Origin of the sequence: Prevotella sp., assembly GCF_051059605.1 — a bacterium.
GTDB lineage: Bacteria > Bacteroidota > Bacteroidia > Bacteroidales > Bacteroidaceae > Prevotella.
Map to the genome: position 1 here is coordinate 2,500,353 of NZ_CP050883.1, position 24,249 is coordinate 2,524,601.

Sequence of the window (24,249 nt, forward strand, 5' to 3'; positions counted from 1 at the left end):
TTCTATATTTTTCTCAACACTATCTTCTGGCTGTATGATGAAGCCAATGATTTCATAAAATCATAAAGCTGAGAATATTTATCAGCGCCAAACAAACCTTTCTTCATCAATAGTCTGTAATTTACCTTTATATCGTTGCCATTATGAGAAAGGGAAAAAGCTAATTTACCAAAAGGTGATTGATAGATAGTGTCATGCGGACAAGCTTCAAGAGTAAAGCCTGTAGGGATATGTATTGTTATATTCTCTTCATCAATATATCCATAACTTTTGTATATATCATGTTTTCTGACTTTATTGGATTCTGGTACTGTAAAGCCCCTATGCGAGGGATTCAAAGGCACAAAGAGTCTGCTACCCGTAAGATTGGCATATCCATGACTTGAAATACACGCATCAATCTGAATGGAAGGAACAGAATAGCTGTGCTTATGTAACGTGACATCCATTTTGGATATATCAGCATCCGGAACTTTCATTACGTCATTAATATATTTTTTACGTTCTTTGTCATCAGCCGAAACAAGAAATCGTTTGTCCTCATATTGTCTCATAGATGAACTCTGCGACATCTTAATCACAGCCATTCCGTCAGCACTAAGAGTTATGTCCATATCGCTATGTTGGACATTAGCTGTATCAGCATATTCTGGCAACCTGCATAGTTTTCCACCTTCATCTGTCATCACTAAAGCATCATGTCCGGCTATGTCGCAATGAACATATCCAAGGGCTAAATCTGGAGCAGTACATTCTATCCATATTGTATCTCCCTTTAAAGGAACTTGTAATATAGCATGATTGAACAGGTCTAGACTTGAGAAAGCTGGCTGCTGATGAGGACATATTGTACTTATTATGGTATAATTAGAGCGAATACCGACTTCATTAAGCATGGCGCGCATGTAGTTTGATAATCCCTTACAATCACCAAAGCCATTAGTACAAACATCTGAGGCAGCAATAGGTTGCATTCCGCCAATTCCTAGTTGAATGCTCACGTATCTAGTAGACTTTTCAAGTAACTGATATAAAAGAGCTATCTTAGACTTAGCATCCTTGCAAGTATCAGTTAGTTCATGTATTTGAGTTTTTGCTGTATTGCTAAGAACATCCCTGCCGGTCAACAATCCATTAAACCACAATCCCAAATCATGCCATGAAGCCATACTTCCCGTTGTACCCTTATACACAAAGTCAGCAGGCGCAAAAAGTATACGTGGTATGATTTGGTATATAGGCTTTGAATATGATTCTTTATGGATAGCGTGTAGACTATCCATCGAAACATCAAGAACTGTATTGTTGTCAATAGTAGTTTTGTTTACTTTCCAATCAGTGTTTATACATTGATATCTACATGGATTGTCGTTTGGTGTTATCAATTTATATGATGCGTGGTTTACCTCAACATCATAATCCGTCTGTGGAGCAAAAGTAGGCAAAGACACAAAACCATTTGACATTTCAACAGTCCAATCATAAGTAACTGTTATTGGATATACCGGTGGCGTATATTCGAAATACATCATAAAGTAATCTGTTGCCATTTCATGAGAATACTCAGACATAAGCAGGTCTCCTTTCTTAATCTTACGCAACACACGTCCTGTCTGGTCAGTTACCACCCCTGAAAAGCTTGATATCCGCTCATCCTTGGAACATTGGTAATCAAAGTTAACAGCATCAGCACCTTTTTCATTTATAACCTTGATTATGCGATGCATTCTGCATGTTGCAGATGACTTGTCATGGACTTGTACCTGAGTATTGTCATCCAACACGATAACATTTGTCTGTGCATTACAGAATTGTGAAATCATCAACAATCCAGCAATTATGTATAATGATATATTGTTTTTCATTACATTTTCTTTAATACCAGCATTTTTTTACTACTCTCACATATCTTTTCATAAACATCCTTTATCATATTGTAATCCGCTACACCGAAAAAAGTATCGTTTATGTCTAGTTTATATTGCACAAAAGAAGTCTTACCATCAACAATACACTTTATATTGCATGATATTTCTTTATTTGGAGTTTCAATTCTTGCCCCATTGCTTTTTTCCTCGATAATATATCCTTCAGGAATTGTCATGTGTACATTCAGTAATATTGATTGCTTATAAGGAAATTCTACAGGAAGTTTACGTTCCGTTGCAGTGAAAGGATTCTCTTTTATAGGTATTATGACAAGTGGATTAACATAGATATGATCGGATGTAGCATCACAATTCTTTGAGAAAGAATAAGTTTCACAAACAGAAGGCGAAAAAGATATTGAATCCTTCATTTTATAATCTGTTATTTCAATTCCCTCTTTCAAAGCCTTTTGATTTACAAAAGTAGCACTGTCCTTAGCGTGTTTGAAATCTGTTCTAACACTTGCAGCTGAATTATTATGATATGTGTCTTTAACAGTACCCGTCAATACTCCAGGAGGATTGAGTTGTGCTACAATCTCTATATTCTCCTTAGCTTTTGCAATATCTTGCAAGTTAACCCATCGGCAATTATCCTTAGCTATGATACGGGCTTTATCCGTAAGTAGTGTTGCAGGTAAGACATTCAAACCATCATCTTCAGATGAATCTATATATACCATTGTCGAATCATTTGTATATGCGCCAACAACAAAACTATTGAGGCTATACAAAGAAGGGAAACCAACAGGCAACCTACCATGGTCACGTGTACTCATAACAACAGGAACAGCTTTTATACCTGCTTCATTAAACATATTAATCAACACAAAGTTAAGATCCGCATTATCGCCACTACCATCTTTGAGTATATTACGAAAAGGACGTCCGTATAAGCTATAATTGCCATTCCATTTTAAATTCTTTTTCAATAGTCTGTATATTGCTATGATCTTTTCTGTATTGTCTTTTATATTATATATTTTGGCAGCTTTCATCTCACTTCTAAACGGATTTGATTTTCCTAGTCTATAGCCGAAATCATCGTCATCAAGCAACAAGCTATCAATATCTTTCCACTCCTTAGAATAAGTCTTATAAATGATTCCTGGAATATGAAAACTTTTAAGTTCAGCCGTTACCTTATTACTATAATCCTCGGAATGCCAAACAAAGCCATCATCCTTGGTAGAAGGCATATTGCATGAAGTGAACTTAAAATCTTGTCCATTACAGTTTAATGTTTGATCCCAATATTCATATTTGCATTGAACAAGTTTTTTTTGCACATCCATTTTACACATTCCTGTATTTCCAATGTTAAACCTAAAATACTCTGGTATGACCAGATGGTAAGAAGCATACATTGTTGGAATAGATGTTTGAGCATACCAAGGGGCTATATCCTCAAAATTAGGACTTGATATTTTACATTCATACTCTATAACTGTACCCACTCTGACCTGAGGAATAGTAAATTTCATCAACATAGAATTTTTATCTATTCGCTCATGAAATACAAGTTTGTCATCCATAGGTGTCTTTACTATTTTACCGTCTACCATATTAAAAGCTACAGCCTTTAATTCAATGATCTTATCACTTTCTTTAGGGTCCTTCTGAATATCATTATAAAAAATAGAGGCGTTAGCATAGTCTTTACCTTCTGCTTTTAGTATTTTAATTCGCTTCTTTATTTCATAAATAATACAAAAGTGACCATCTCTAACTCCATAATCTAAATTATTTAATGCACACAGCACTACAGCTGGCGCATTAGGTTCGACAGAACAAGAGGTCATGTTCATTTCTTCAGTGGTAGGATTTCCAAATTCCAGATTTGTATTCTGCGCATTACAGAATTCTGAAATCATCAGCAATCCTGCGATTATGTATAATGATATATGGTTTTTCATTACATTTTCTTTAATACCAACATGTTTTTACTATACTCACATATCTTTGCATAAACATCCTTTACCATATTGTAATCCGTTACACCGAAAAAAGTATTGTTTATGTCTAGTTTATATTGCACAAAAGAAGTCTTACCATCAACAATAAACTTTATATTGCATGATATTTCTTTATTTGGAGTTTCAATTCTTGCCCCATTGCTTTTCTCCTCAACAACATATCCTTCAGGAATTGTCATGTGTACATTAAGTAATATTGATTGCTTATATGGAAATTCAATAGGAAGTTTACGTTCCGTTGCGGTGAAAGGATTCTCTTTTATCGGTATTAAGACAAGTGGATTAACATAAATATGATCAGATGTAGCTTCACAATTTTTTGAGAAAGAATATGTTTCACAAACAGAAGGCGAGAAAGACGTTCTATCCTTCATTTTATAATCTGTTATTTCAAGCCCTTCCTCCTGAGCCTTTTGGCTTACAAAAGTTGCGCTGTCCTTAGCGTGTTTGAAATCAGATCTAACTCTTGCCGCAAAGTTATTCATGCTTGTACTTCTAACCATACCTGTCAATTGTCCCTGAGGATTTAACTGTGCTATAACTCCAATATTCTTTCTTGCTTGTGCTATGTCCTGCAAATTAACCCACCTGCAATCATTTTTAGCTATTATACGAGCCCTGTCTGTAAGCAGCTTTGGAGGTAAGACATTCAAGAATCCATCATCAACTGATGAATCAACAAAAACCATCGTGGAATCATTGGTATATGCGCCTACAACAAAAGTATTAAGGAATTTCATAGAAGGATAAGTAAGAGGTAATCTACCATTATCACGTGTGCTCATAACAACAGGCACAGCCTTTACACCAGCATCATTAAGCATGTTAATCAATACAAAATTAATATCAGCATTATTACCGCTACCATCTTTTAGGATGTTACGAGAAGAACGCCCCCAGAATCCATAATCACCATTCCATTTCAACTTCTTTTTCAATAGTTGGTATATTGCGACTATCTTTTCTGTATTGTCTTTCATAGTATAGATTTTGGCAGCCGCCATCTCATCCTTAAGTGGATTAGACTTATTCATGCGATGTCCGAAATCATCATCATCAAGCAAAGATTTATCAATATCTTTCCACTCTTGAGAATAATTTTGATAAGAAACTCCAGGAATACGAACACTATTAAGTTCTGCCGTTACCTTATTACTGTAATCCTTGGCATGCCAAACATAGTCGTCTCCCTTAATTGAAGGCATGTCATGTCCAGTAAACTGGTATTCCTGCCCATTACAGTTCAAAGTTTCACCATTGTAATTAAATGTACATCCTGTAAGGCTTTCCTTCTGCTGCATTTGATGCATTCCTGTGTTTTCTATGCTAAACTGAAAATACTCAGGTACAACCAAATTATAATTAGCATACATTGTTGGGATTGAAGTTTGTGCATACCAACTTTTAATGTTATAATAAAGAGGACTTACTATCTTGTATTGGTATTCTATGACCGTACCGACCTTCACCTGCGGAATGGTAAATTTCATCAACATATCTTCCTTGTCTAGACGTTCACGAAAAACAAGTTTGTCATCCATCTTTGTTTTTACTACTTTCCCATCAGTCATGTTGAAAGCCACAGCTTTCAAACCATTTATTTTTTCACTTTTCATAAGATTTCCTTGAAAGTCAACATAACTGATACTGACATTGGCATAGTCCTTTCCTTCCGGTTTGAGTATTTTAATACGCTCTTTTATTTCATAAACGACACAAAAGCCACCGTCCCTGATTTCATAGTTTACATCGTCTAACCTGCACAACACTACAGCTGAGGCATTAGGTTCGAGAGAACAAGAAGTCATGTTCATTTCTTCAGTGGTTGGATTTCCAAAATTCAAATTAGTATTTTGCGTTTGAGCAAGCATACTTAGATTATTTAATAATAAAACGATTACACACGACGTGGTTATTATTCTAGTTTTAATATTCATGATAATATATTTTAAAAGTGATTATATTAAGTAAGCATACGCATACGCCACATATATATATATGGCATATGTGATATGATGTAATTGGCTATTCAGCAGCCTTTAAGTTCTTTTCCAGCTGGGGCACCGAGCTGGCACCAACAATAACGCTAGTTACGCCCTGTTGCTCCAAAATCCACGACAAAGCTTTCTCGGCAAGAGTCTTACCCTGTACTGAAGCCTCATCATTCCAAGCTCTTAACTGAGCGATTAGTTCTGGTGTAAGCATATCGCTCTTAAGGAATTTTCCTTGAGCCATTCTGCTGTCTTCTGGAATACCATTGATGTATCTGTCAGTAAGCAAGCCCTGGGCTAATGGCGAAAAGCCAATAAAACCAATACCATTATCATGACAATAATCAAGAGTTCCACTCTCCTGCGGACCACGATTCAGCAAATTCAGTTTATCTTGGAATATCAACAGCGGAACATCACGTTCTTTTAGATATTTATCAGCAAACTTCAATGCCTCCAAAGGCCATCTACTTATACCTATATACAAAGCCTTACCTTGCCTTACTATGTCAACAAGAGCTTGAAGAGTTTCCTCCAAAGGTGTATTTGGATCGTAACGATGACTGTAGAATAAGTCTACATAATCAAGGTGCATACGTTTAAGACTCTGTTCAATACTGGCGAAAAGATATTTTCTTGATCCCCAGTTACCATAAGGGCCTTCCCACATGTCATAACCAGCTTTACTGGAAATAAACAGTTCATCACGATAAGGTTTGAAACTGTCGTCCATGAGTCTTCCCATTGTTTCCTCGGCACTTCCATATGGAGGACCGTAATTATTAGCCAAATCAAAATGCGTTATTCCATGGTCAAAGGCATAGTGAGTAATGGCGCGGCTACGCTCATAGGGGTCCACACCACCGAAATTATGCCAAAAGCCAAGTGATATCTTAGGTAGCATCACTCCGCTTTTGCCACAACGGCGATAGAACGTTTCTGAGCTATCATACCGATGTGAATCAGCAAGATAGTTTTGTTTTAGTTCCATAGTCTTTCTATTTTTGTTTTTGATCGTTATTGATTAATGCCAAAAGATGTTCCACTGCCACTTCCTGTGGTATATTTTTCTCTACACACACCTGCTTGCGATATAGTGAAACCTTATTTATTCCAGCACCTACATATCCGTAATCGGCATCAGCCATCTCGCCAGGACCGTTTACGACACACCCCATGATACCTATTTTCAAGCCTTTCATGTGCTTTGTTGCCTCACGAATTTCTGCTATAGTTTCACGAAGATCATATAGAGTACGACCACATCCTGGACAACTAATATATTCTGTTTTGCTAGTACGAAGGCGTGCAGCCTGAAGTATTCCGAAAGCTGTGTCGGTAATTACATCATTCGCAATATCACCATCATTCATCAGCCAAATACCGTCAGTAAGTCCATCTATCATCAATGCGCCCATGTCTGCGGCAGCCTCTAGTTGGAAATCACTTTTCTCAGCCTTTGTATGTCTATACATCTGAGTGAATACAACAGGATTGTAAGTCCCGTTATTCCACATTTCATGAACAAGAGCACGCTGATCGGCCAATCTATTCTGATGATTGCTTGTGCATACCACAACTACCTCTGGATGAGTCTTCAGACAAGCAATATATTCTTCTGTTGGAGTACCAAACTGTAGAACAAGAAACTTCAACTCGGCCTTTATCATACTGATAAATGGCATTGCCGTAATAGGGAATATTGGATATATACCCTTTGCACCATTATCGCCAACAGGAAGAGTTCCTTTTGCCTGAAGTTCAGCATATACATTAAAGTCTAATATATAATTCTGCGTATTATCCAATTCTGCTGGAAGTTCAGAACCAACATATAGATAGTCTGCCTTTTGTCTGTCATCGGTTGAATTTACATTTCCTTTTCCATTTGCTATCACAACAGGAACATTACTTCCACCAATACCATTCGCTGCACGGGTAAAACGACGCTCAGGGTGCAGCCAATCAAATTCGTTTGCCTGAGTACCAGGAACGATAAGATGACCAGCTTTCTTTGATATATAATCCACAAGATGACGTGCTACAGGTATCTCGGCAGAAGGTTCTTCACTAAGACTTACACGGACAGTATCGCCAATGCCATCAGACAATAATGCACCAATCCCTACAGCACTCTTTATACGTCCATCCTCGCCCTCGCCGGCTTCGGTTACTCCTAGATGCAAAGGATATTTCATACCCTCTTTCTCCATCTGTTCGACCAAAAGACGTACAGAACGAACCATGACTACGGTGTTTGAAGATTTTATAGATATTACGACATCATTAAAATCCTGCTCCTTACATATACGCAAAAACTCCATACAACTCTCTACGATGCCTTCAGGAGTATCACCGTATCTGTTACGTATGCGGTCGCTTAGACTTCCATGATTCACTCCGATACGGATAGCTGTATGATTTTCCTTACATATATGAAGGAATGGAATGAAACGGTCTTCTATTTTCCTCAGTTCCTGTGAATATTCTTCATCTGTATATTCCTGCTTAATAAACTTACGGGCAGGATCAACATAGTTTCCTGGATTAATTCTTACCTTCTCGGCATACAATGCAGCAACATCAGCAACATTAGGATTGAAGTGTACATCAGCAACTAGTGGTGTAGTGTAACCGTCAGCACGCAACTTAACATTGATGTTCTTTAGATTCTCAGCCTCCTTGCTACCTTGTGTAGTGAGTCTAACAAGTTCTCCCCCAGCCTTAATAATATCTTCAGCCTGAGCTACACAAGCATCGGTATCATTAGTATTAGTGGTAGTCATGGACTGAATGCGTATAGGATTGTCACCGCCCATATCTATAGCGCCAACATGAACAACAGTTGTTTCACGACGCTGATAATTAAATATATCCATAAATATTAAACATTCCTGTCAGTTTCAACAGAACAGAGAATGTCTTAATTGCATTTAAATTTATAATCTTTGATTTCTGCAAGGTCTTTATTAGCCTTTTCTATCTTCGCACCAAGTCCCGCTTTCCATGCGTCAATCTTCTTAGCTACATCTTCGTCGCAAAGTGCGATCATTTCAGCAGCAAGGATAGCTGCATTCTGAGCACCGTTAACTCCTACGGTAGCAACAGGTATACCTGGAGGCATTTGAATGATAGAAAGCATTGCATCAAGACCGTCAAGCATACCCTTAATTGGTACACCGATAACAGGCAATGTTGTTGATGCGGCAATAACACCTGGTAATGCTGCAGCCATACCAGCTGCCGCAATGATAACCTTTATGCCACGTCCTTTAGCTTGTTTTGCAAAAGCCTCAACAGCATCAGGAGTACGATGTGCCGAGAGAGCATTTACTTCAAATGGGATTTCGTTATCATTAAGCCATTTACATGCTTTTTCCATAACAGGCAGATCACTTGTACTGCCCATGATAATGCTTACTACTGGTTTCATATTATTATTTGTTTTTAATTTTGTTTTATTTTATAATATCACACAATTGCTATAGCCGTAAACGCCACAATAACACCCAACATCCACGCCACTGTTATCTGTGACAGGGAATGTTGGCGCAATACCATACGACTTGTTCCTACCACACCCGATATGATTAATGTCAGGCATAGCCACCATATAGGATTAAAATCGAATATTAGTGCAAATGCCAGCAATGCTCCTGCTACTCCACCTATTGCCGCTGCGTGCACAGATATTTTCCACCATACGTTTATTATGGCACATATCAACTGTATCAATAGCGCAGCGACTAATATTCCACCCATAAAATGAGGTATATGGAATATGCTCATTATATAATAGCAACTGAAATAGCACAATATTGAAATAACATATGGTACCATTCTTCGCTCTTTTACGCCCAACTCTATAAGCGACCATCCCTGATATGTTCGATATAAATGTATCAGCAGTGTAGGCAACAGTATAGTGAAAGCATACACTAAAGCCAATACAGTGAATTTGTACGACCAAGGTAAAAGCCCCAGATAACTGAAGAGAAACAATGCCAGCAAACCAACTATTGGCAAATAGAATGGAGTAAACACCATACTGGCAATTCTTGCAGTTAATATAATATCCTTTTCTTTCATATTTTTGTCGTTTCAGAATATAATTGTCAATAGCGTCTCAATCTTGCAACTGGCAAATTCATCTGTTCTCTATATTTTGCTATTGTACGTCGTGCAATAGGATAACCTTTTTCCTTCATTATCTTAGCCAAAGCATCGTCACTGAGCGGTTTTTTCTTGTCTTCCTTATCAATAACTTCTTTCAGTGCTAGCTTTATTTTTCTTGTGGACATTTCTTCCCCATCATCTGTTGTATATGAGTCTGTAAAGAAGAAACGTAATGGAAAAGTGCCCCATCTTGTCTGGGCATACTTCACATTACTTACTCTACTGATTGTTGATATATCAAGTCCTGTCTTGTCAGCAATATCTTTAAGAATCATTGGTTTCAAATCGCTCTCATCACCGTCTTGAAAGAATTTTCTCTGCCAATTTATGATAGCCTTCATCGTTACCGTGAGAGTATGGCGACGTTGTTTTATCGCTTCTATAAATCCTTGCGCCTTATCTACTTTCCCTTTAGCATAGAGCAAAGCTTCCTTAGTCTGTCGATTCATACCTTCCTTATTGTTCTTGTATGTATCAACCATTTCTGAAAATGTTGTAGATACTTTTAACTCTGGAATATTTCCTTGATTAAGAGTAAAAGAAACAAAACCATCATCTGACGTATCAACAATGAAATCAGGAGTTATCTGCTGAATATTTATGCTCTCAGTTTCGCCTAGTGCTGCTCCTGGTTTAGGATTCAATTTTCTTATTTCTTTTCTCAGCGTGTCAATCTGTGTATCATTGAGCATCATCTGCATCTGGATTTTATCCCAATGCTTCTTTGTGAATTCATCGAAATAATCCTTGAATACAGTTTCCATAGCATCAAGAAGTCGGTTGTTACCAGATTCCTTATTATCTTCTCGCATTCTTTCAACCTGCAATAGCAGACATTCCTGAAGTGAGCGTGCACCAATACCAGCAGGATCCATACTCTGCAGCATCTTAAGTATATCATCTATTTCGTCAGTCGCAACGTCAATATTATGATATATGGCGAGTTCATCACTTATTGTATCCAAATCTTTTCTAAGAAGTCCGTCATCATCAAGACTTCCTATCAGATATTCCATAACCTCATGCTGCTCGCTATTAAGAGACATCATATCCATCTGTTCCTTCAATCTGTCATAGAAAGAGGTTGTGTCTCCATATATAATTTCCTCATAGTCAGCAGTATCATTACTGTTTGAGAAGGAAGTCTGAGGCATTGCATCGTCACCTCCAATACTTTCGAGGGCAGCATCTAGTGCATCCTGCCGTTCTTCCTTTTCTGTCTGCACGTCAAAATCAGAAGAGTCATCATCTCCATCAGCGAAGTTATCCTCACTATCTGTCAGTCCCATCTCATTATCATCCCTTTCAAGTGCGGGATTGTCATCAAGTTCGGTATTGATATTCTCTTCCAATTCCGTCAAAGGCATTTCCAGCAGGTGTACCTGTAACATCTGCTGTTGTGACAGACGCATCACTTGCGCTAGCTTCTGTTCTTGTGTCTGGACTAATTTCTGAGCCATATCTTACTTTCTAAAATATTCTTTAAGTTGTGACGCTAATGCAGCAAGTTCCTTGGGATCTCCGTTACCATATCTTTGCCATATGTCATGGCAGCTTTCAAATAGCGGACTTACTTTCAATGTAATTCTGTTGAAATATGGATCACACTGCTGAAAAGCATCCATAACTTCAACTATCACTTCGGCGTCAATGTCTGTAAGTTTTGTCAAATCTTGTATTTCAGACGTCTCCTTAACCATTGTTATAGGGGTAAGGTGGAAATATAGGTCTAAGATTATGATCAGATGCAAAGGCATCAGTATGTTTTTACTTTCGTGCGAATGTGCACAATAATTCTTTAATGGTTTAAAATCATTCTGCCAAGTATCTTTAGTTTCTACTCCACTATAGAATTCATCTGGATGGTTGAAACCTCGCATCAGTCGAAGTTGTTCAACATCAGCGTTAAGCTTCTTTAAATGGTTAGTAAATTTATTCCACAACAAATCCAGACTAGGCGTAGAATGCCGTCTAAGCCAGAACATCTGTTCATAGAGAAATTGTGGTTCTATGTTCAGTTCCAGTGCAAGTTCTACCATTGCGCGTGAGTAAATTGCTTTCACGCCCACTGGTTTTTTCAGATACAGTTGCATGAGCGGCAACCAGTATTCTTCTTGCCATAAAGGATGATTTGCCATGATAATCTTTATCTTTCTGCAAAGATAAAGATTATCGTAGACAAAACAAAAGGAATTTATTCTTTTTTGCTACATACAACAAGAAGTTATTCTTCGTGTTTCATTTCTTTCTTCATCTCCCTTCCTATAACGTTACAATAAGGAATATGTTTTAATGTTGAGCGAACTGGTTGAACATGCCACAGCATTAACAACAGCAGGAAGAATGTTCCACCAATGCATGTAACCCCATACATTTGCTTTATACCCATCATCAGACTTTGCATATAGTCATAGGGGCTGCCAGACACCATATTGTCGGTTACATAATATCTCAACATGTAACTATAAACTCCGTTGCACATTGTAGCTACAAGACCGTTACGAATGAACCCAGCTATAATCATTCCTAAAAAGAAATTTGGATACGGCATCAGATCCTGAAGATATATGGTAAGCGTTACAAAAAATATTGCATAACCAAAATTCTGTATAAAAGTAGGGAAATATAATCTCTCGATATTAAGATCTGGGGTTATATAAAAATACATCCATACCTGATATACTAAAAGGAACATAAATCCTACTGTTAGTAGGGTGGTATATTTCAAGCGAAGCATCTTCATCCACCACAAGCTGAATAGACAACCCGTCATTGCTCCAACAATATTTATCAAATCGAATCTAGACGTTGTCATTGTTCCATAATGCAAAACAGCCCCCATAAATACAGTCTGTAATGCTTTTGGTGTTGAATTCATCAGTTCTGCTACAGCAAACATGCCCAGTATAGGTATCAACGTTTTGTGTTTAAAAGCCGTTGGCAATATGTAAGGATGTCGTATATAGCACATGCGATGAATTGCGAACCATAATGTTATAGGAATGCTCATTAACACAATGCGCCAAACCGTCCCGTCCCACCAATTATAAAATTCACCGTAGTTGAATATAAAGATACCTTCAAGTATAAACAATGACCATAATATACACCCCAACCAGTCTATACTGATAAACGGTATCGGTTTCATAAATCTGTAATGTTGGGTACAGAAAAACACAACCAATAAGACCAACGTTAGTAGCAATATAACAAACCATTGCATTGCCATCCATGATCCACAGTAATACGTAAGTTGTATAGCTATCCATGAACTCCAGCTCATGTCGCCGAGAACTACAATATACAGCAGCGGAAAGAATATTCTGAAATCTCGTCTCGGAGTCATCCATAAACGAATATTAGATGTACATTCGAATGTTGCCATAAGCTTCATATAGCCACAGGCATAAGAGAAAATACAAAGCAATGGAATTGAACGTACCCATAATGCCAGAAAATTACACAATATCATTCCTGATATTGAGAACATCAGAAGGCTACGATTGGTAAACCTGAACTTTAATCTGAAAAGTATTGGGAATGGCATTGTTACACCAAGAACACCACACATGACTATCATCGTCACGTCTTCTTTCATCATACCACATTCGCCAACCATCTGTTCTAATGACCCCAGATACACACAATTTACCATCTGAAATATAATGATAAATGAAAAATATATCCAAGGCTGAAGCTTTTTTGGAACGAAAGGCTTCACAAACGGCATCACAAACGGATGACTTATAAATGTATCTGCCATATATTATTCTTTATCATTAATAGTCTACCTCACATTCTACATTCAAACCAGAAAGAAGACGTTTTACATCTGCTAGATTATTATCTCGTGTAAGTTCTATACGAACAGGAACTCTCTGTTCTACTTTTACAAAGTTTCCTGTTGCATTGTCAATAGGAATATTACTGTATACGCTTCCTGTAGCTGAACTAATGCTCTGCACGCGACCTTTAAAAGTAACACCGCTAATAGCATCTGCCTTAAACTCAACAGGCATTCCAACTTTAACATTTTCCATCTGAGTCTCACGATAGTTGGCTATAACCCATATCTCGTCTTGGTCTACCATGTCAACCAACAACTGTCCAGGTTGCACCAGCTGTCCTTCATGAATATTTTTTCTGCCCACATATCCATCACAGGGTGCCGTTATCACGGTATATGATAAGTTTAGTCGTGCCAAATTCAGGGTTGCCTGTGCTACGCTCACTCCAGCATTAGACTGGCCTAGTCGCTGGGTCTGCTCATGTTTCACTACAGCAGTAGCGTTTTTGTTTGCACTCGCCTGATACATTTTTGCCACAGCACCTTGATAGCGACTAAGTGTCTCTTCATATTGTGTCTTTATATTATCAAACTGCTGTTGCGTTACAGCGTCTTTCTTTAAAAGCATTGTGTAACGGTCATAGTCTTTCTTTGCGTTCTGCATTCCCACACGTGCTTCTGCAACACCTGCGCCAGCAACGTTAATACCTGCACTGGCTACATGAACATTACTTTCTACCGTGTTGATGGTTGCACTCACTGCATTGCTACCACTCTTACTTCCCTTTACTCCAGCCTCAGCCTGAGCAAGTGCAAGTCTGTATTCTGCATCTTCTATTATTACAAGAGTATCTCCCTTGTGTACATGTTGAAATTCCTTGAATCTTATTTCTTTTATAAATCCTTGTACACGTGTATTTATAGGAGTAATATTTCTATTAACCATTGCATTGTCAGTATATTCTACTGTGCCAAGATGCACAAACCTACTGCAAACATATATTACTCCTATGCCCAACAACGCTATCACTATGATATTATAAGCTCTTAATACTTGTTTCCTCTTGTTCATTTTTATATTTTCTTTTTATATTAAAGTTGTCCTGCTATATATTTCATTTTATAGTATGCATAAGCAATATTAATGCGTGCATCTACCTCGCTAAGTTCGGCGTCCAGTTTCATATTGCTAGCATCAAGCATATCGGTGATAAGAGCAAGTTGATTTATATATCTTTCGTTTATCACTTTATAGTTTTGCTGTGCCAATTCAACGTCTTTCTCTTGTGTTTCTAATTCGGTGTAGCTTTCCAAATACTGTGTATAGGCTGCCTGCACCTGATTGTTCAGCTGTTCGCCCACAACATCCGTCTGTTCTTTAGCATTCTTGAATGCTAGTTTTGCTTTAGAAAGCTTTTTATTACTTTTGAAAATTGACGACAAGCTGTATTTCACTCCAACTCCGACATACCAAGCGTTAAGATTCTTGTTTATAGACGGAATTTCAAATGTTATAGGTCCGTTAAAATCATTGCATGCCACAAGAGACACCTTTGGCATAAAGTCACTTTTTGCTATTTTTATTTGCTGTTCAGCCATACGCTCGTTCAGTCTGGAAATTTTAATTTGCTGTGACTGATCAGCAGTCTCGGTCTGCCATTTAGTTTCACCATCTTTGCTGAATATTGCAGAAGCCGTATCATCTGTTGGCTGAATAATATCAGAATTTACAAGTCCTAAAGAATTACATAGTTGATGATTTATGATGCTACGCTGATTGCGTATCTTTGTGAGTGTGAGACGTAATGTCTGCATTTGCAGTTCATATCGTGTTATATCATTTTTCAATGCAACACCTTGGCTATGTTTTTCCTCAATATTAGCTATAAGTTTAGCTGTTAGTTCTATATTTTCTTCTATTACTTTTTCGCGATTTTGCAGTTTCTGCAAATCCAAATATTCACCTAATGCCATAAAACGGATGTTCTCGCGACTCATGTCCAGACCTAATCCAGCTTGTTCTTTACCAAGTTGTGCCAATTTTATGTTTGCATTTATTGCTCCGCCGGCATAAACCACCTGCTGTGCATCAACGGCAAACTCATTTCCAAGATGAAACGCACTATAACCGTGAACATTTGTGAAGTCACGGTCGGTAAGCAGAATGTTACCCATGTAGTTGGCATTTAGTTTTACATTGATGTCTGGTAAGCGTTCACTTTTTGCTACTTTTACGCCTTCTTTAGCTACTTCAAGTCCTGTCCGCTGTGAATTTAGTTCGCGGCTATTACTTTCCACTAACTGAAACATATCACTGATGCTCATCTTTCTCACTATTTGCGAATTGGCATTAACAGAAAGAATCACAACCAATGTGATTGTCAAAATAAATCTTTTAGTCATATCTATATTTCAAATAAATCTTTTTACCCTATCCTTAATTGTGGGATTACAACCCTGTCTCTACGATATATATTAATGAGCACATTTAGAATTCAGGTGCAAAGTTACTGCTATTTAGACAAATGTTAATAAACTTAAAGTCTACGTCTATAGACGTTTTGGGACATATATTATCCTTTTTAAAGAAAAATAGGCTATATTTGCAGCCTAAACGAGAATAAAATAAAATGAATCAAGCAAAAATATACAGTACTTCATTGAAAGAATACATTGATTCCCCAACAATAACAAACGGAGGGGCTATCATTCTTTGTCGGGATGGGTATGCACGCATGCAAGTGAATTTCAATCACTGGGATTTATCTAAAGGTGAAGTTATGACTATATTTCCAGGTGAGGGAATACAGCTTCATAATCCAACATCTGATTTTTGTGTTGATGTATTGGAATATAGTAATTCAATGTTGCGCGAGGCTAGTTTGCAATTAGAACATGCCGTTTATTCATTCTTACGCACCGACCGTAAGTGTAGCGACCCTGAAATTGTAAAGAATGTTGTTGAAACAATGTTTACATCTATTTCATTTTATCTATCAAATCCGGTTTATGAAGAGACCGACCATATAGTATTATTGATGTTGAAATCGTTTTTTCTGGGAATCTATGAACATATACGCAACAATCCACAAGAGCAGATAGAAGAAATTGGCAGCCAACGAACAAACGAACTTTTCAATGCATTCATGGCTATACTTGAAAAAGAATACAGACATTCAAGAGACGTAAATTATTACGCATCAAAACTTTGCATAACACGCAAATATCTAGGAATAATAATATCTCGTAAAACAGGTATTACGGCAAAGCATGTTATTGATGAGTATGTGATAATGCAGTTAAAACTGAACTTGCGGACATCACATGCTTCTATCAAACAGATTGCCGCCGAATACAATTTCTCTGATGCATCATTCTTTATACGCTACTTCCGTCATGCCACAGGTTCAACTCCTGCTGAATTCCGCAGATTGCATAAAGTTTAATTGAATAATTTATTATTAGATTTACTGCACAGTAAAACATACTTTCAAAATTTATACTTGCCTTAAAAATGAAATTTATATCATCTTTAAGGTAATATAAAGACGTGACAACGATGTCCACATAGGAAAATGATGATTATTCCTTTAGTTTCATTTTCTCGCCAAACTCAGAACTTACGTAATTAAATATATCCTTGCAACATTCTGCAGAAAAAGATAAACCTGAAGTTATGAGTTTATCCCACTGATTATCGTTAAGTCCATTCTCAATGTCATAATGAGTGATATTATATTTAAGCATGCCGAATATAAAACCCGCATTGAAATTATCTCCAGCACCAATAGTACTTACGGCATCGGTCTTCAACACATCATACTCTTTAGTGAAACCGTTTTCAGCACGTACGGAAACAGGCTCACTGCCACGAGTGCAGATAAACTTTTTGCAATAAAAACTGATCTCAGAGTTATAAACTTTGTCGGCATCTGGTTGCTTATATAGTATCTCGAAATCTTCATGACTACCACGTACTATATCAGCAAATTCAAGGTTCTCAATGAGATTTGGAGTAATCTTCATTATCTCGTCCTTATGTTGAGAACGGAAATTAACATCATAATATAATATAGCGCCATGGTTATGAGCATACTCCAAAAATCCCGCAACCTGTGGACGAACAACTGGATTAATAGCGAAAAACGAACCAAAGACAACGATGTCATCAGGATTCACTTCTGGATATATAAACTCCAACTGGTCATGAGGATGATCCTTATAAAATATGTAATCGGCATTATTATTCTCGTCAAGGAAAGCTAGAGATATAGGCGACTTGCTATCAGGAAATATGTTCACATTATCGGCATTAACACCGTTATCCTTTAAAAATTTAATTACACAATCCCCAATACGGTCATTACCAGCCTCACTAATAAAAGTTGAATTCACTCCACAACGACCAAGGGAAATAATGGCGTTAAAAGCAGAACCACCAGGAACGGCACTCACTGGTTGACCTTCCTTAAAAATAATGTCGAGTACCGTCTCGCCAATTCCTATTACCTTACGCATTAATTTTTATATTGTATATTTTTTATTTTGAATGCAAATATAATCGAAATCAGCGGCATCTGCAAATTTTTAAGTAACTTTGCACACAATATGACATACAATACTTTTACTCTTGATAATGGATTACGCATTATTCACCACCCATCAACATCTGACGTGGTATATTGCGGATATGAAATAAATGCAGGCACACGAAACGAACTGCCAACGGAAGACGGAATGGCGCATTTCTGCGAACATGTTTCATTCAAGGGAACTGAGCACAGACGCCCTTGGCAAATCATAAACTGTTTAGAAAGTGTTGGAGGTGATTTGAATGCTTTCACAAATAAAGAAGATACGGTATACTATTCAGCCATACTGAAAAAGCATACGGCAAAGGCTATTGACATTCTCACAGACATCGTCTTCCACAGCACTTATCCACAACAGGAAATAGATAAAGAAGTAGAAGTTATCTGCGATGAGATAGACAGTTACAAAGATTCACCTGCAGACCTTATATATGACGAGTTTGAAAATGTACTCTTCAAAGGTCATCCACTTGGACACAACATATTGGGTACATCAGAACTGGTGAGAGGTTTCAAGACTGCAGACGCAAAGAGATTCACCAGCAAATACTATCGTCCAGAAAACAGTATATTCTTTATTTACGGAGATGTAGATTTCAAACGTATAGTAAAACTAGTTAGCAAGGCTACTGCCGACTTTGGACCTTGCAAACCTTTGATCAATCCTGACATAAGTAAAGCGTTGCCTGAGTATAAGAGTCAGACTATAGAAGTTGACAAAGGTACTCACCAAGCTCACGTGATGATAGGAAACCGTAGTTATAATATCCATGATGACAGAAGAATGAGTCTGTACCTGCTTAATAATATCCTTGGCGGACCAGGAATGAGCGCCAGACTTAACATGAGTCTGCGTGAACATTATGGATTGGTATATACGGTTGAAAGCACTATGATGAACTATGGTGACACAGGAATCTGGGGTATTTACTTCGGCTGCGATCCGCACGACGTAAACAAGTGCATAAAACTTGTGAAGAGAGAATTAAACAAAGTTATTGACAAGCCTTTATCTGAAACTCAGCTGAAAGCTGCTAAGAAGCAAATTAAAGGTCAGATAGGAGTGTCATGCGACAATAAGGAAAACTTCGCCCTAGATTTTGGCAAGAGTTATCTACACTATGGCTGGGAAAAAGACATTACATCATTATACGCCAACATAGATAAAATCACGTCTGAAAGTATTCAGAATGTTGCTGCCGATATTATGAGCGAAGATAAACTGACAATGCTTATATTCAAGTAATTCAGATATTTATTCTATCATTTATTTACTCCCGCTTATCTGTTTAATTTTAGAGGTAATGTCATCATCAGGTTCATAAGCAAGAGCTTTCTTCCATGCATCAATGGCTTTCGCTTTATTTCCGGATTCAGCTTCCGACTGTCCCAAATTTTTATAAATCAGCCTCATCAATGTTGGATTAGGCTGATAAAGTTGAGCTGCCGCTTCCAAATGAGATATAGCTTCAGTGTTTAGATGAAGCATGCTCTCCACCATACCGAGACGATACATACCGACGGGACTCTTTGGAGAAATGTTTACAGCCTTTTGAAGATACACTTTCGCCGAATCGAGGTTATGAAGATATTCATAACATAAGCCCGTATAATATAATCCAGAAAATGTGGTATCCTTTTCCTGCAACAACCTATGGTACATATTAAGTGATTTATCATATTTCAGAGAAAAGAAATATGCCTGGGCAAGTGCACGATTAACCTCCACATTATCAGAGTCCTTTTTATAATATTTCTCACCAAACTCTACAGCAAGAAACTGTCGGGTACCATATTTATCATTATCAAGGATCAGATGCATAAGACTAGCTAAGATCTTACTATCCATAGGGAAACGCCTAATAAGGGCATAACCATAAATTTCCTGGGTAGAAGGATTTTCCATTGCACCATAGGCATAATACAATTCTTTGAAAGCATCATGACTCAAACTATCCTCCTTTATTTTTTCAAGTATCGTTATACATTCCTTTAACTGGTACCTACAATAGTAGCAGTCTGCTATTTTCATCTGAAGATCTTTTGTATCACGTATTTTTTGTGCTTGCAGAAAATAATCTAATGCATGAAAATAGTCATTCTCGGTAACACAACTATCACCTTTAGCAACAAGTCCGTTGCGATTATTGTTCAACGCAAATCCTGCATTGCTAACCAAAAGCATTATAATTGCAATTAATGTTTTTCTAACCATAATTATATTCTGTATTTATTTACTATCATTAACATGAAAAGAATTTTGCTTTGTTTCCATTGTCTTTAAAATTAAAAAGCATGACAAAATTACTATTTACAGAGTACAAATCAAAATAAAAAACAGACAAAGATTACACAAAATTACACAAAGAGTAAGATATGTTAATAATGCTCTTAAACACTCTTATTTTTTATGCATTATTTCATCTACATCTCCGTATTATTGCTTAATATCATTATTCTTATAGTAATGCATGTTTGTTGTCCATGCATTTTATTGACATTATAGTAACGTCAAATTTTATAAAAAACTACATTCGTGTCCCTATAAATATGAATTTATGATAGAAATGTTTGCGTCTTATAAAATTAGCATTAGTGCTTACTTAAAATGATTAGCTTCAGTGTAACGCATGAGAAATTAAATGTTTGCCGCTAGACTCATAGGTGACGATTTGAATTTGTATGTTCAGAGTGCCTTCCCTACGTTTTACTTTTTATTTAGCTACGTAGCTACGGAATCTCTTGCAAAGCCTTTAAACATTAGGGGTGACGATACGTAGCTAGGAGGATTTAGCTACGTCAAGCTACGTTCTAGCTACGTTATTTTTTTCTGCCTATATAATGTACGTGTATGCACGCGCGCACTTAGGACTTATTAAAAACAAGTGTCGAAGTGTCAACTTAATGAATACCAGTATTTTATCGACAAATCAAACGTCATAAAGTGACGGTGAGCTGACGGTTAAATATCGAGTTTTGCATGCGTTTCTATATAGAAATGCATCTGATTCCATATAGAAACGCAAACGTTTCTACGATGTTTTACCTTCCATTTTATCGCAAAACGCAATGCAATATAACGTAAAACGCACTACAAAACATCGTAAAACGCATCGTAATTCTTCGTAAAACGTAATGCGAAATGAAGAAAAATATCCCCCAGATTTTACCGACGAATAACCGACACTTAATGCCACTTGAAAAGTATTCTAACAAATTGATGCTCAACGGATAGACACTTCGACACTTATTTTTACGAAAAACCCAGAGTGTGTGCGTATGCATGCGCATGTGCATTACGATGTGTAGTTTCCTGTAATTAAAACTTTGGCTAACAGTCTAAGCTAAATCTGATTGCATGGACAAAAATTTTGCAGTATCTTTGCCGAGAATTCAGTGGAATTCGGCAGAATAGTTAAACAAGCTTGAAAATTCTGTTCCTATTTACTGTGTCTCTTTAAACATCCTCAGTTCCTCAGATGCAGCCACCGGTTCTTTGACAGAATTTACTTATTGAATAATATTCCATCCTAAAACGACACAAATTTACGTAGCTAGAACGTAGCTTGACGTAGCTAAATCCTCCAAGCTACGTTTCGTTATACCCTTTGTTTATAGGCTTCGCGAGAGATGCCGTAGCTACGTAGCTAAATAAAAAGTAAAACGTAGGGAAGGCACTCTGAACATACAAATTCAAATCGTCACCTATAAGTCTAGGCTCCAAACATTTAATTTATGATACGTTACACTAACATTGTAAAATATTGTCATTAAATTTATGAAGCGGTGGATGAGACTAAAAAGGCGCTTTAATCATGAAGGCGCTTCTGCTATAAACAAAAAGAAGGGCATGTCATAACGACATGCCCTCTTACTATCAAACTTAACTTAATTACCAAACAACTAAGTGTAAAAACATTAGTATCCAGGATTTTGCTTAATCAAATTATTTCTTATTATTTCACTTTGCGGAATAGGCATCACAAGACGTTGCTTGTTAAAGTCCCAGTTACGATAATAATGCCAATTGTTCTTCTTTCCTTGATCTGTATTTGGTAAACCAACCCCCTTTGGATAATTATATTCAATAGACTTCTCTAAGAAATCACTACGCTGAAGGTCTGCCTTAAGATTCCATTCAGAACTAAATTCCTTACGACGTTCCTGCCCAAGAGCAACTTCCCATGGTTCACAGTCTGCGAATGGTTTACTTACAACGCCAACACCATCAAGAGTAAGTCCCTCATTCTTAATCTTTGTATAGTATTCCTTAGCTGATTGAACAGAAACTGTTACAGTATCGAAAGGAATTGGATAATTGTCTTTTGCTACATAATCAGAGTAGCCACCTTGACCAGCAAGACTCTTGTAATAAGTATTAAACTTACTATTAAGTGCAGCACCTTGACCAACCTCAGTATTACCAAATGCACGCTGACGAATCTGATCTATAATATTCCAAGCTTCTGCATCATCCCCACCATTCAGACGGAACAAACACTCAGCATAGTCAAATAGGACTCCCGGATAACGTTTGTAGTAGAAGTGACATGGAGAATGAGGATTTGTCCACTGTGCACGCTGACATCTCCATAGTTTCATCGTCCAGATTGCTGGAGCATACTCACCACCATTTGCAAACATGTAACCATTGTTACCATCTGAACCTAGTTTCTGCTGCATGAATGGATTTTGACCATAAGAAGTAGCAGAACGATATTGTATAGGAAGTTCAGCAACGGGGCTAGTACACATAGAAGCATCACGACGCTTGTCACCTAATTCATAAGAGAAGTAGAGTTCCCAAGAAAGGTACTCTGATCCCCAGCCACCACCACCATTGGTAGAAGCCGCAAAGAAGTTGTTAAAGATATGAGCATCAGAATCCCATTTGCCATAATTACCAGCACCCATATCATTTACAACCTGCCATACACATTCTTTTGGCCAAGCCTGATCTACATCCCAAAGGGTAGAATAAGAAGGAGCTAACTCATATGTTTTACTAGTAATAACCTGAGAAAGAGCCGCTTTAGCAAGTTCTAGATTTGGCTTACTCTCGTCCGCCTTTCCATTGAAACGAGCCTTGTATGCTTTCCACATATAAGCATCGCCTAGATAAGATAAAGCCATGCCCTTTGTGCAGCGACCATATTCATTGCCATTAGGTTTCCAATCAAGCTCATCTGCAGCTTGCTTAAGGTCGGCTATAATAAAGTTCCACATCTCATCATCAGTTTCAGCAGCAGCCTTATTCGGTGTATTTATGAAGGTTTCACCATTGGCAAGCATAGGCACACGGCCCCAGTTTTCTGCAAGGAACATATAGAAATATGCACGAAGTGCACGAGCTTCACCATCAAGATATTTATAAGACTTGAAATTCTTTGCGATATCTGAACTTTCAAGTCCAGTTAGAAAATCGTTTGCACGACCGATAGCTCGATAAGAATAATTATAACTCTTACCAAGGTCACCGTCATCAGATGTCCAACCTTGCTTACACCAGTTCACATCATAACCTGTAGCCTGTGTATCCAAAGTTGGGTGACAACCAAAAAACAACTGTGGTTTAAAGTTCCAAGCATCAGCGTATTTACTATCTGCAAACAAACAGTCATAAATACCATTAAGTCCACTTGCAGCATCTTGTTCAGTTTTAAACATCTGATCTGCAGGGAGGATTCCATAATGATCTACTGTTAAGAAATCATCATTGTTACACGATGTACTCAGTCCCATCGTAGCAACTCCCATCGCAGCAATTATGATAGATTTATTTATATATTTCATCGTATT

Annotated in this window: 17 protein-coding genes; 2 read left to right on the forward strand and 15 right to left on the reverse strand. The window is 37.4% G+C overall.

Going from position 1 to position 24,249, the window contains the following annotated elements:
• Window positions 1–2 precede the first annotated feature (2 nt).
• The 12 genes from HEQ28_RS09865 to HEQ28_RS09920 all read right to left on the reverse strand — a co-directional run bounded on the left by HEQ28_RS09865 (window position 3) and on the right by HEQ28_RS09920 (window position 16,261).
• Window positions 3–1,865, reverse strand: a complete 1,863-nt coding sequence (locus tag HEQ28_RS09865; RefSeq protein ID WP_434502061.1) for a DUF3857 domain-containing protein — start codon at window positions 1,863–1,865, stop codon at window positions 3–5.
• A complete protein-coding gene (locus HEQ28_RS09870; RefSeq protein ID WP_434502062.1) occupies window positions 1,865–3,844 on the reverse strand; it encodes a DUF3857 domain-containing protein in 1,980 nt (659 codons plus the stop codon). Before HEQ28_RS09870 ends, HEQ28_RS09865 begins: the two co-directional genes overlap by 1 nt.
• Window positions 3,844–5,841 (reverse strand): DUF3857 domain-containing protein, encoded by a 1,998-nt coding sequence (locus tag HEQ28_RS09875; RefSeq protein WP_434502063.1) that lies wholly within the window; start codon window positions 5,839–5,841, stop codon window positions 3,844–3,846. Before HEQ28_RS09875 ends, HEQ28_RS09870 begins: the two co-directional genes overlap by 1 nt.
• Window positions 5,842–5,929: 88 nt before the next feature.
• Window positions 5,930–6,886, reverse strand: coding sequence for an aldo/keto reductase (locus HEQ28_RS09880; protein WP_434502064.1), 957 nt, complete (start codon window positions 6,884–6,886; stop codon window positions 5,930–5,932).
• A gap of 7 nt (window positions 6,887–6,893) precedes the next feature.
• Entirely contained in the window at window positions 6,894–8,774 is a 1,881-nt protein-coding gene (locus tag HEQ28_RS09885) for a 4-hydroxy-3-methylbut-2-en-1-yl diphosphate synthase (RefSeq protein WP_434502065.1), read from the reverse strand.
• Window positions 8,775–8,818: 44 nt separating this feature from the next.
• Window positions 8,819–9,328, reverse strand: coding sequence for a 5-(carboxyamino)imidazole ribonucleotide mutase (purE, locus tag HEQ28_RS09890; protein ID WP_434502066.1), 510 nt, complete (start codon window positions 9,326–9,328; stop codon window positions 8,819–8,821).
• A gap of 38 nt (window positions 9,329–9,366) precedes the next feature.
• Entirely contained in the window at window positions 9,367–9,984 is a 618-nt protein-coding gene (locus tag HEQ28_RS09895) for a hypothetical protein (RefSeq protein ID WP_434502067.1), read from the reverse strand.
• 26 nt (window positions 9,985–10,010) lie between these two features.
• Window positions 10,011–11,531 (reverse strand): RNA polymerase factor sigma-54, encoded by a 1,521-nt coding sequence (gene rpoN, locus HEQ28_RS09900; RefSeq protein ID WP_434502068.1) that lies wholly within the window; start codon window positions 11,529–11,531, stop codon window positions 10,011–10,013.
• Between the two features lie 3 nt (window positions 11,532–11,534).
• The gene (locus HEQ28_RS09905) at window positions 11,535–12,209 is read right to left on the reverse strand and encodes a hypothetical protein (protein WP_434502069.1); all 675 of its coding nucleotides are present in this window, start codon (window positions 12,207–12,209) and stop codon (window positions 11,535–11,537) included.
• 86 nt (window positions 12,210–12,295) lie between these two features.
• The gene (locus HEQ28_RS09910) at window positions 12,296–13,834 is read right to left on the reverse strand and encodes a hypothetical protein (protein WP_434502070.1); all 1,539 of its coding nucleotides are present in this window, start codon (window positions 13,832–13,834) and stop codon (window positions 12,296–12,298) included.
• A 16-nt stretch (window positions 13,835–13,850) separates the two neighbouring features.
• On the reverse strand, window positions 13,851–14,930 hold the full coding sequence (locus HEQ28_RS09915) for an HlyD family secretion protein (RefSeq protein ID WP_434502071.1): 1,080 nt from the start codon (window positions 14,928–14,930) through the stop codon (window positions 13,851–13,853).
• Between the two features lie 20 nt (window positions 14,931–14,950).
• Entirely contained in the window at window positions 14,951–16,261 is a 1,311-nt protein-coding gene (locus tag HEQ28_RS09920; protein WP_434502072.1) for a TolC family protein, read from the reverse strand.
• A 227-nt stretch (window positions 16,262–16,488) separates the two neighbouring features.
• Between HEQ28_RS09920 and HEQ28_RS09925 the strand changes: the two genes are divergently transcribed.
• On the forward strand, window positions 16,489–17,304 hold the full coding sequence (locus HEQ28_RS09925; protein WP_434502073.1) for a helix-turn-helix domain-containing protein: 816 nt from the start codon (window positions 16,489–16,491) through the stop codon (window positions 17,302–17,304).
• A 136-nt stretch (window positions 17,305–17,440) separates the two neighbouring features.
• On the opposite strand, the gene HEQ28_RS09930 is transcribed toward HEQ28_RS09925, so the two are convergent.
• Window positions 17,441–18,376, reverse strand: a complete 936-nt coding sequence (locus tag HEQ28_RS09930) for a carbohydrate kinase family protein (protein WP_434502074.1) — start codon at window positions 18,374–18,376, stop codon at window positions 17,441–17,443.
• Between the two features lie 90 nt (window positions 18,377–18,466).
• Here HEQ28_RS09930 and HEQ28_RS09935 point away from each other — a divergent pair, with 90 nt between their 5' ends.
• On the forward strand, window positions 18,467–19,696 hold the full coding sequence (locus tag HEQ28_RS09935; protein ID WP_434502075.1) for a M16 family metallopeptidase: 1,230 nt from the start codon (window positions 18,467–18,469) through the stop codon (window positions 19,694–19,696).
• A 21-nt stretch (window positions 19,697–19,717) separates the two neighbouring features.
• Here the strand turns inward: HEQ28_RS09935 and HEQ28_RS09940 are convergent, their stop codons facing one another.
• A complete protein-coding gene (locus HEQ28_RS09940; protein WP_434502076.1) occupies window positions 19,718–20,665 on the reverse strand; it encodes a tetratricopeptide repeat protein in 948 nt (315 codons plus the stop codon).
• A 1,703-nt stretch (window positions 20,666–22,368) separates the two neighbouring features.
• Entirely contained in the window at window positions 22,369–24,243 is a 1,875-nt protein-coding gene (locus HEQ28_RS09945; protein WP_434502077.1) for a RagB/SusD family nutrient uptake outer membrane protein, read from the reverse strand.
• Window positions 24,244–24,249: the final 6 nt, after the last annotated feature.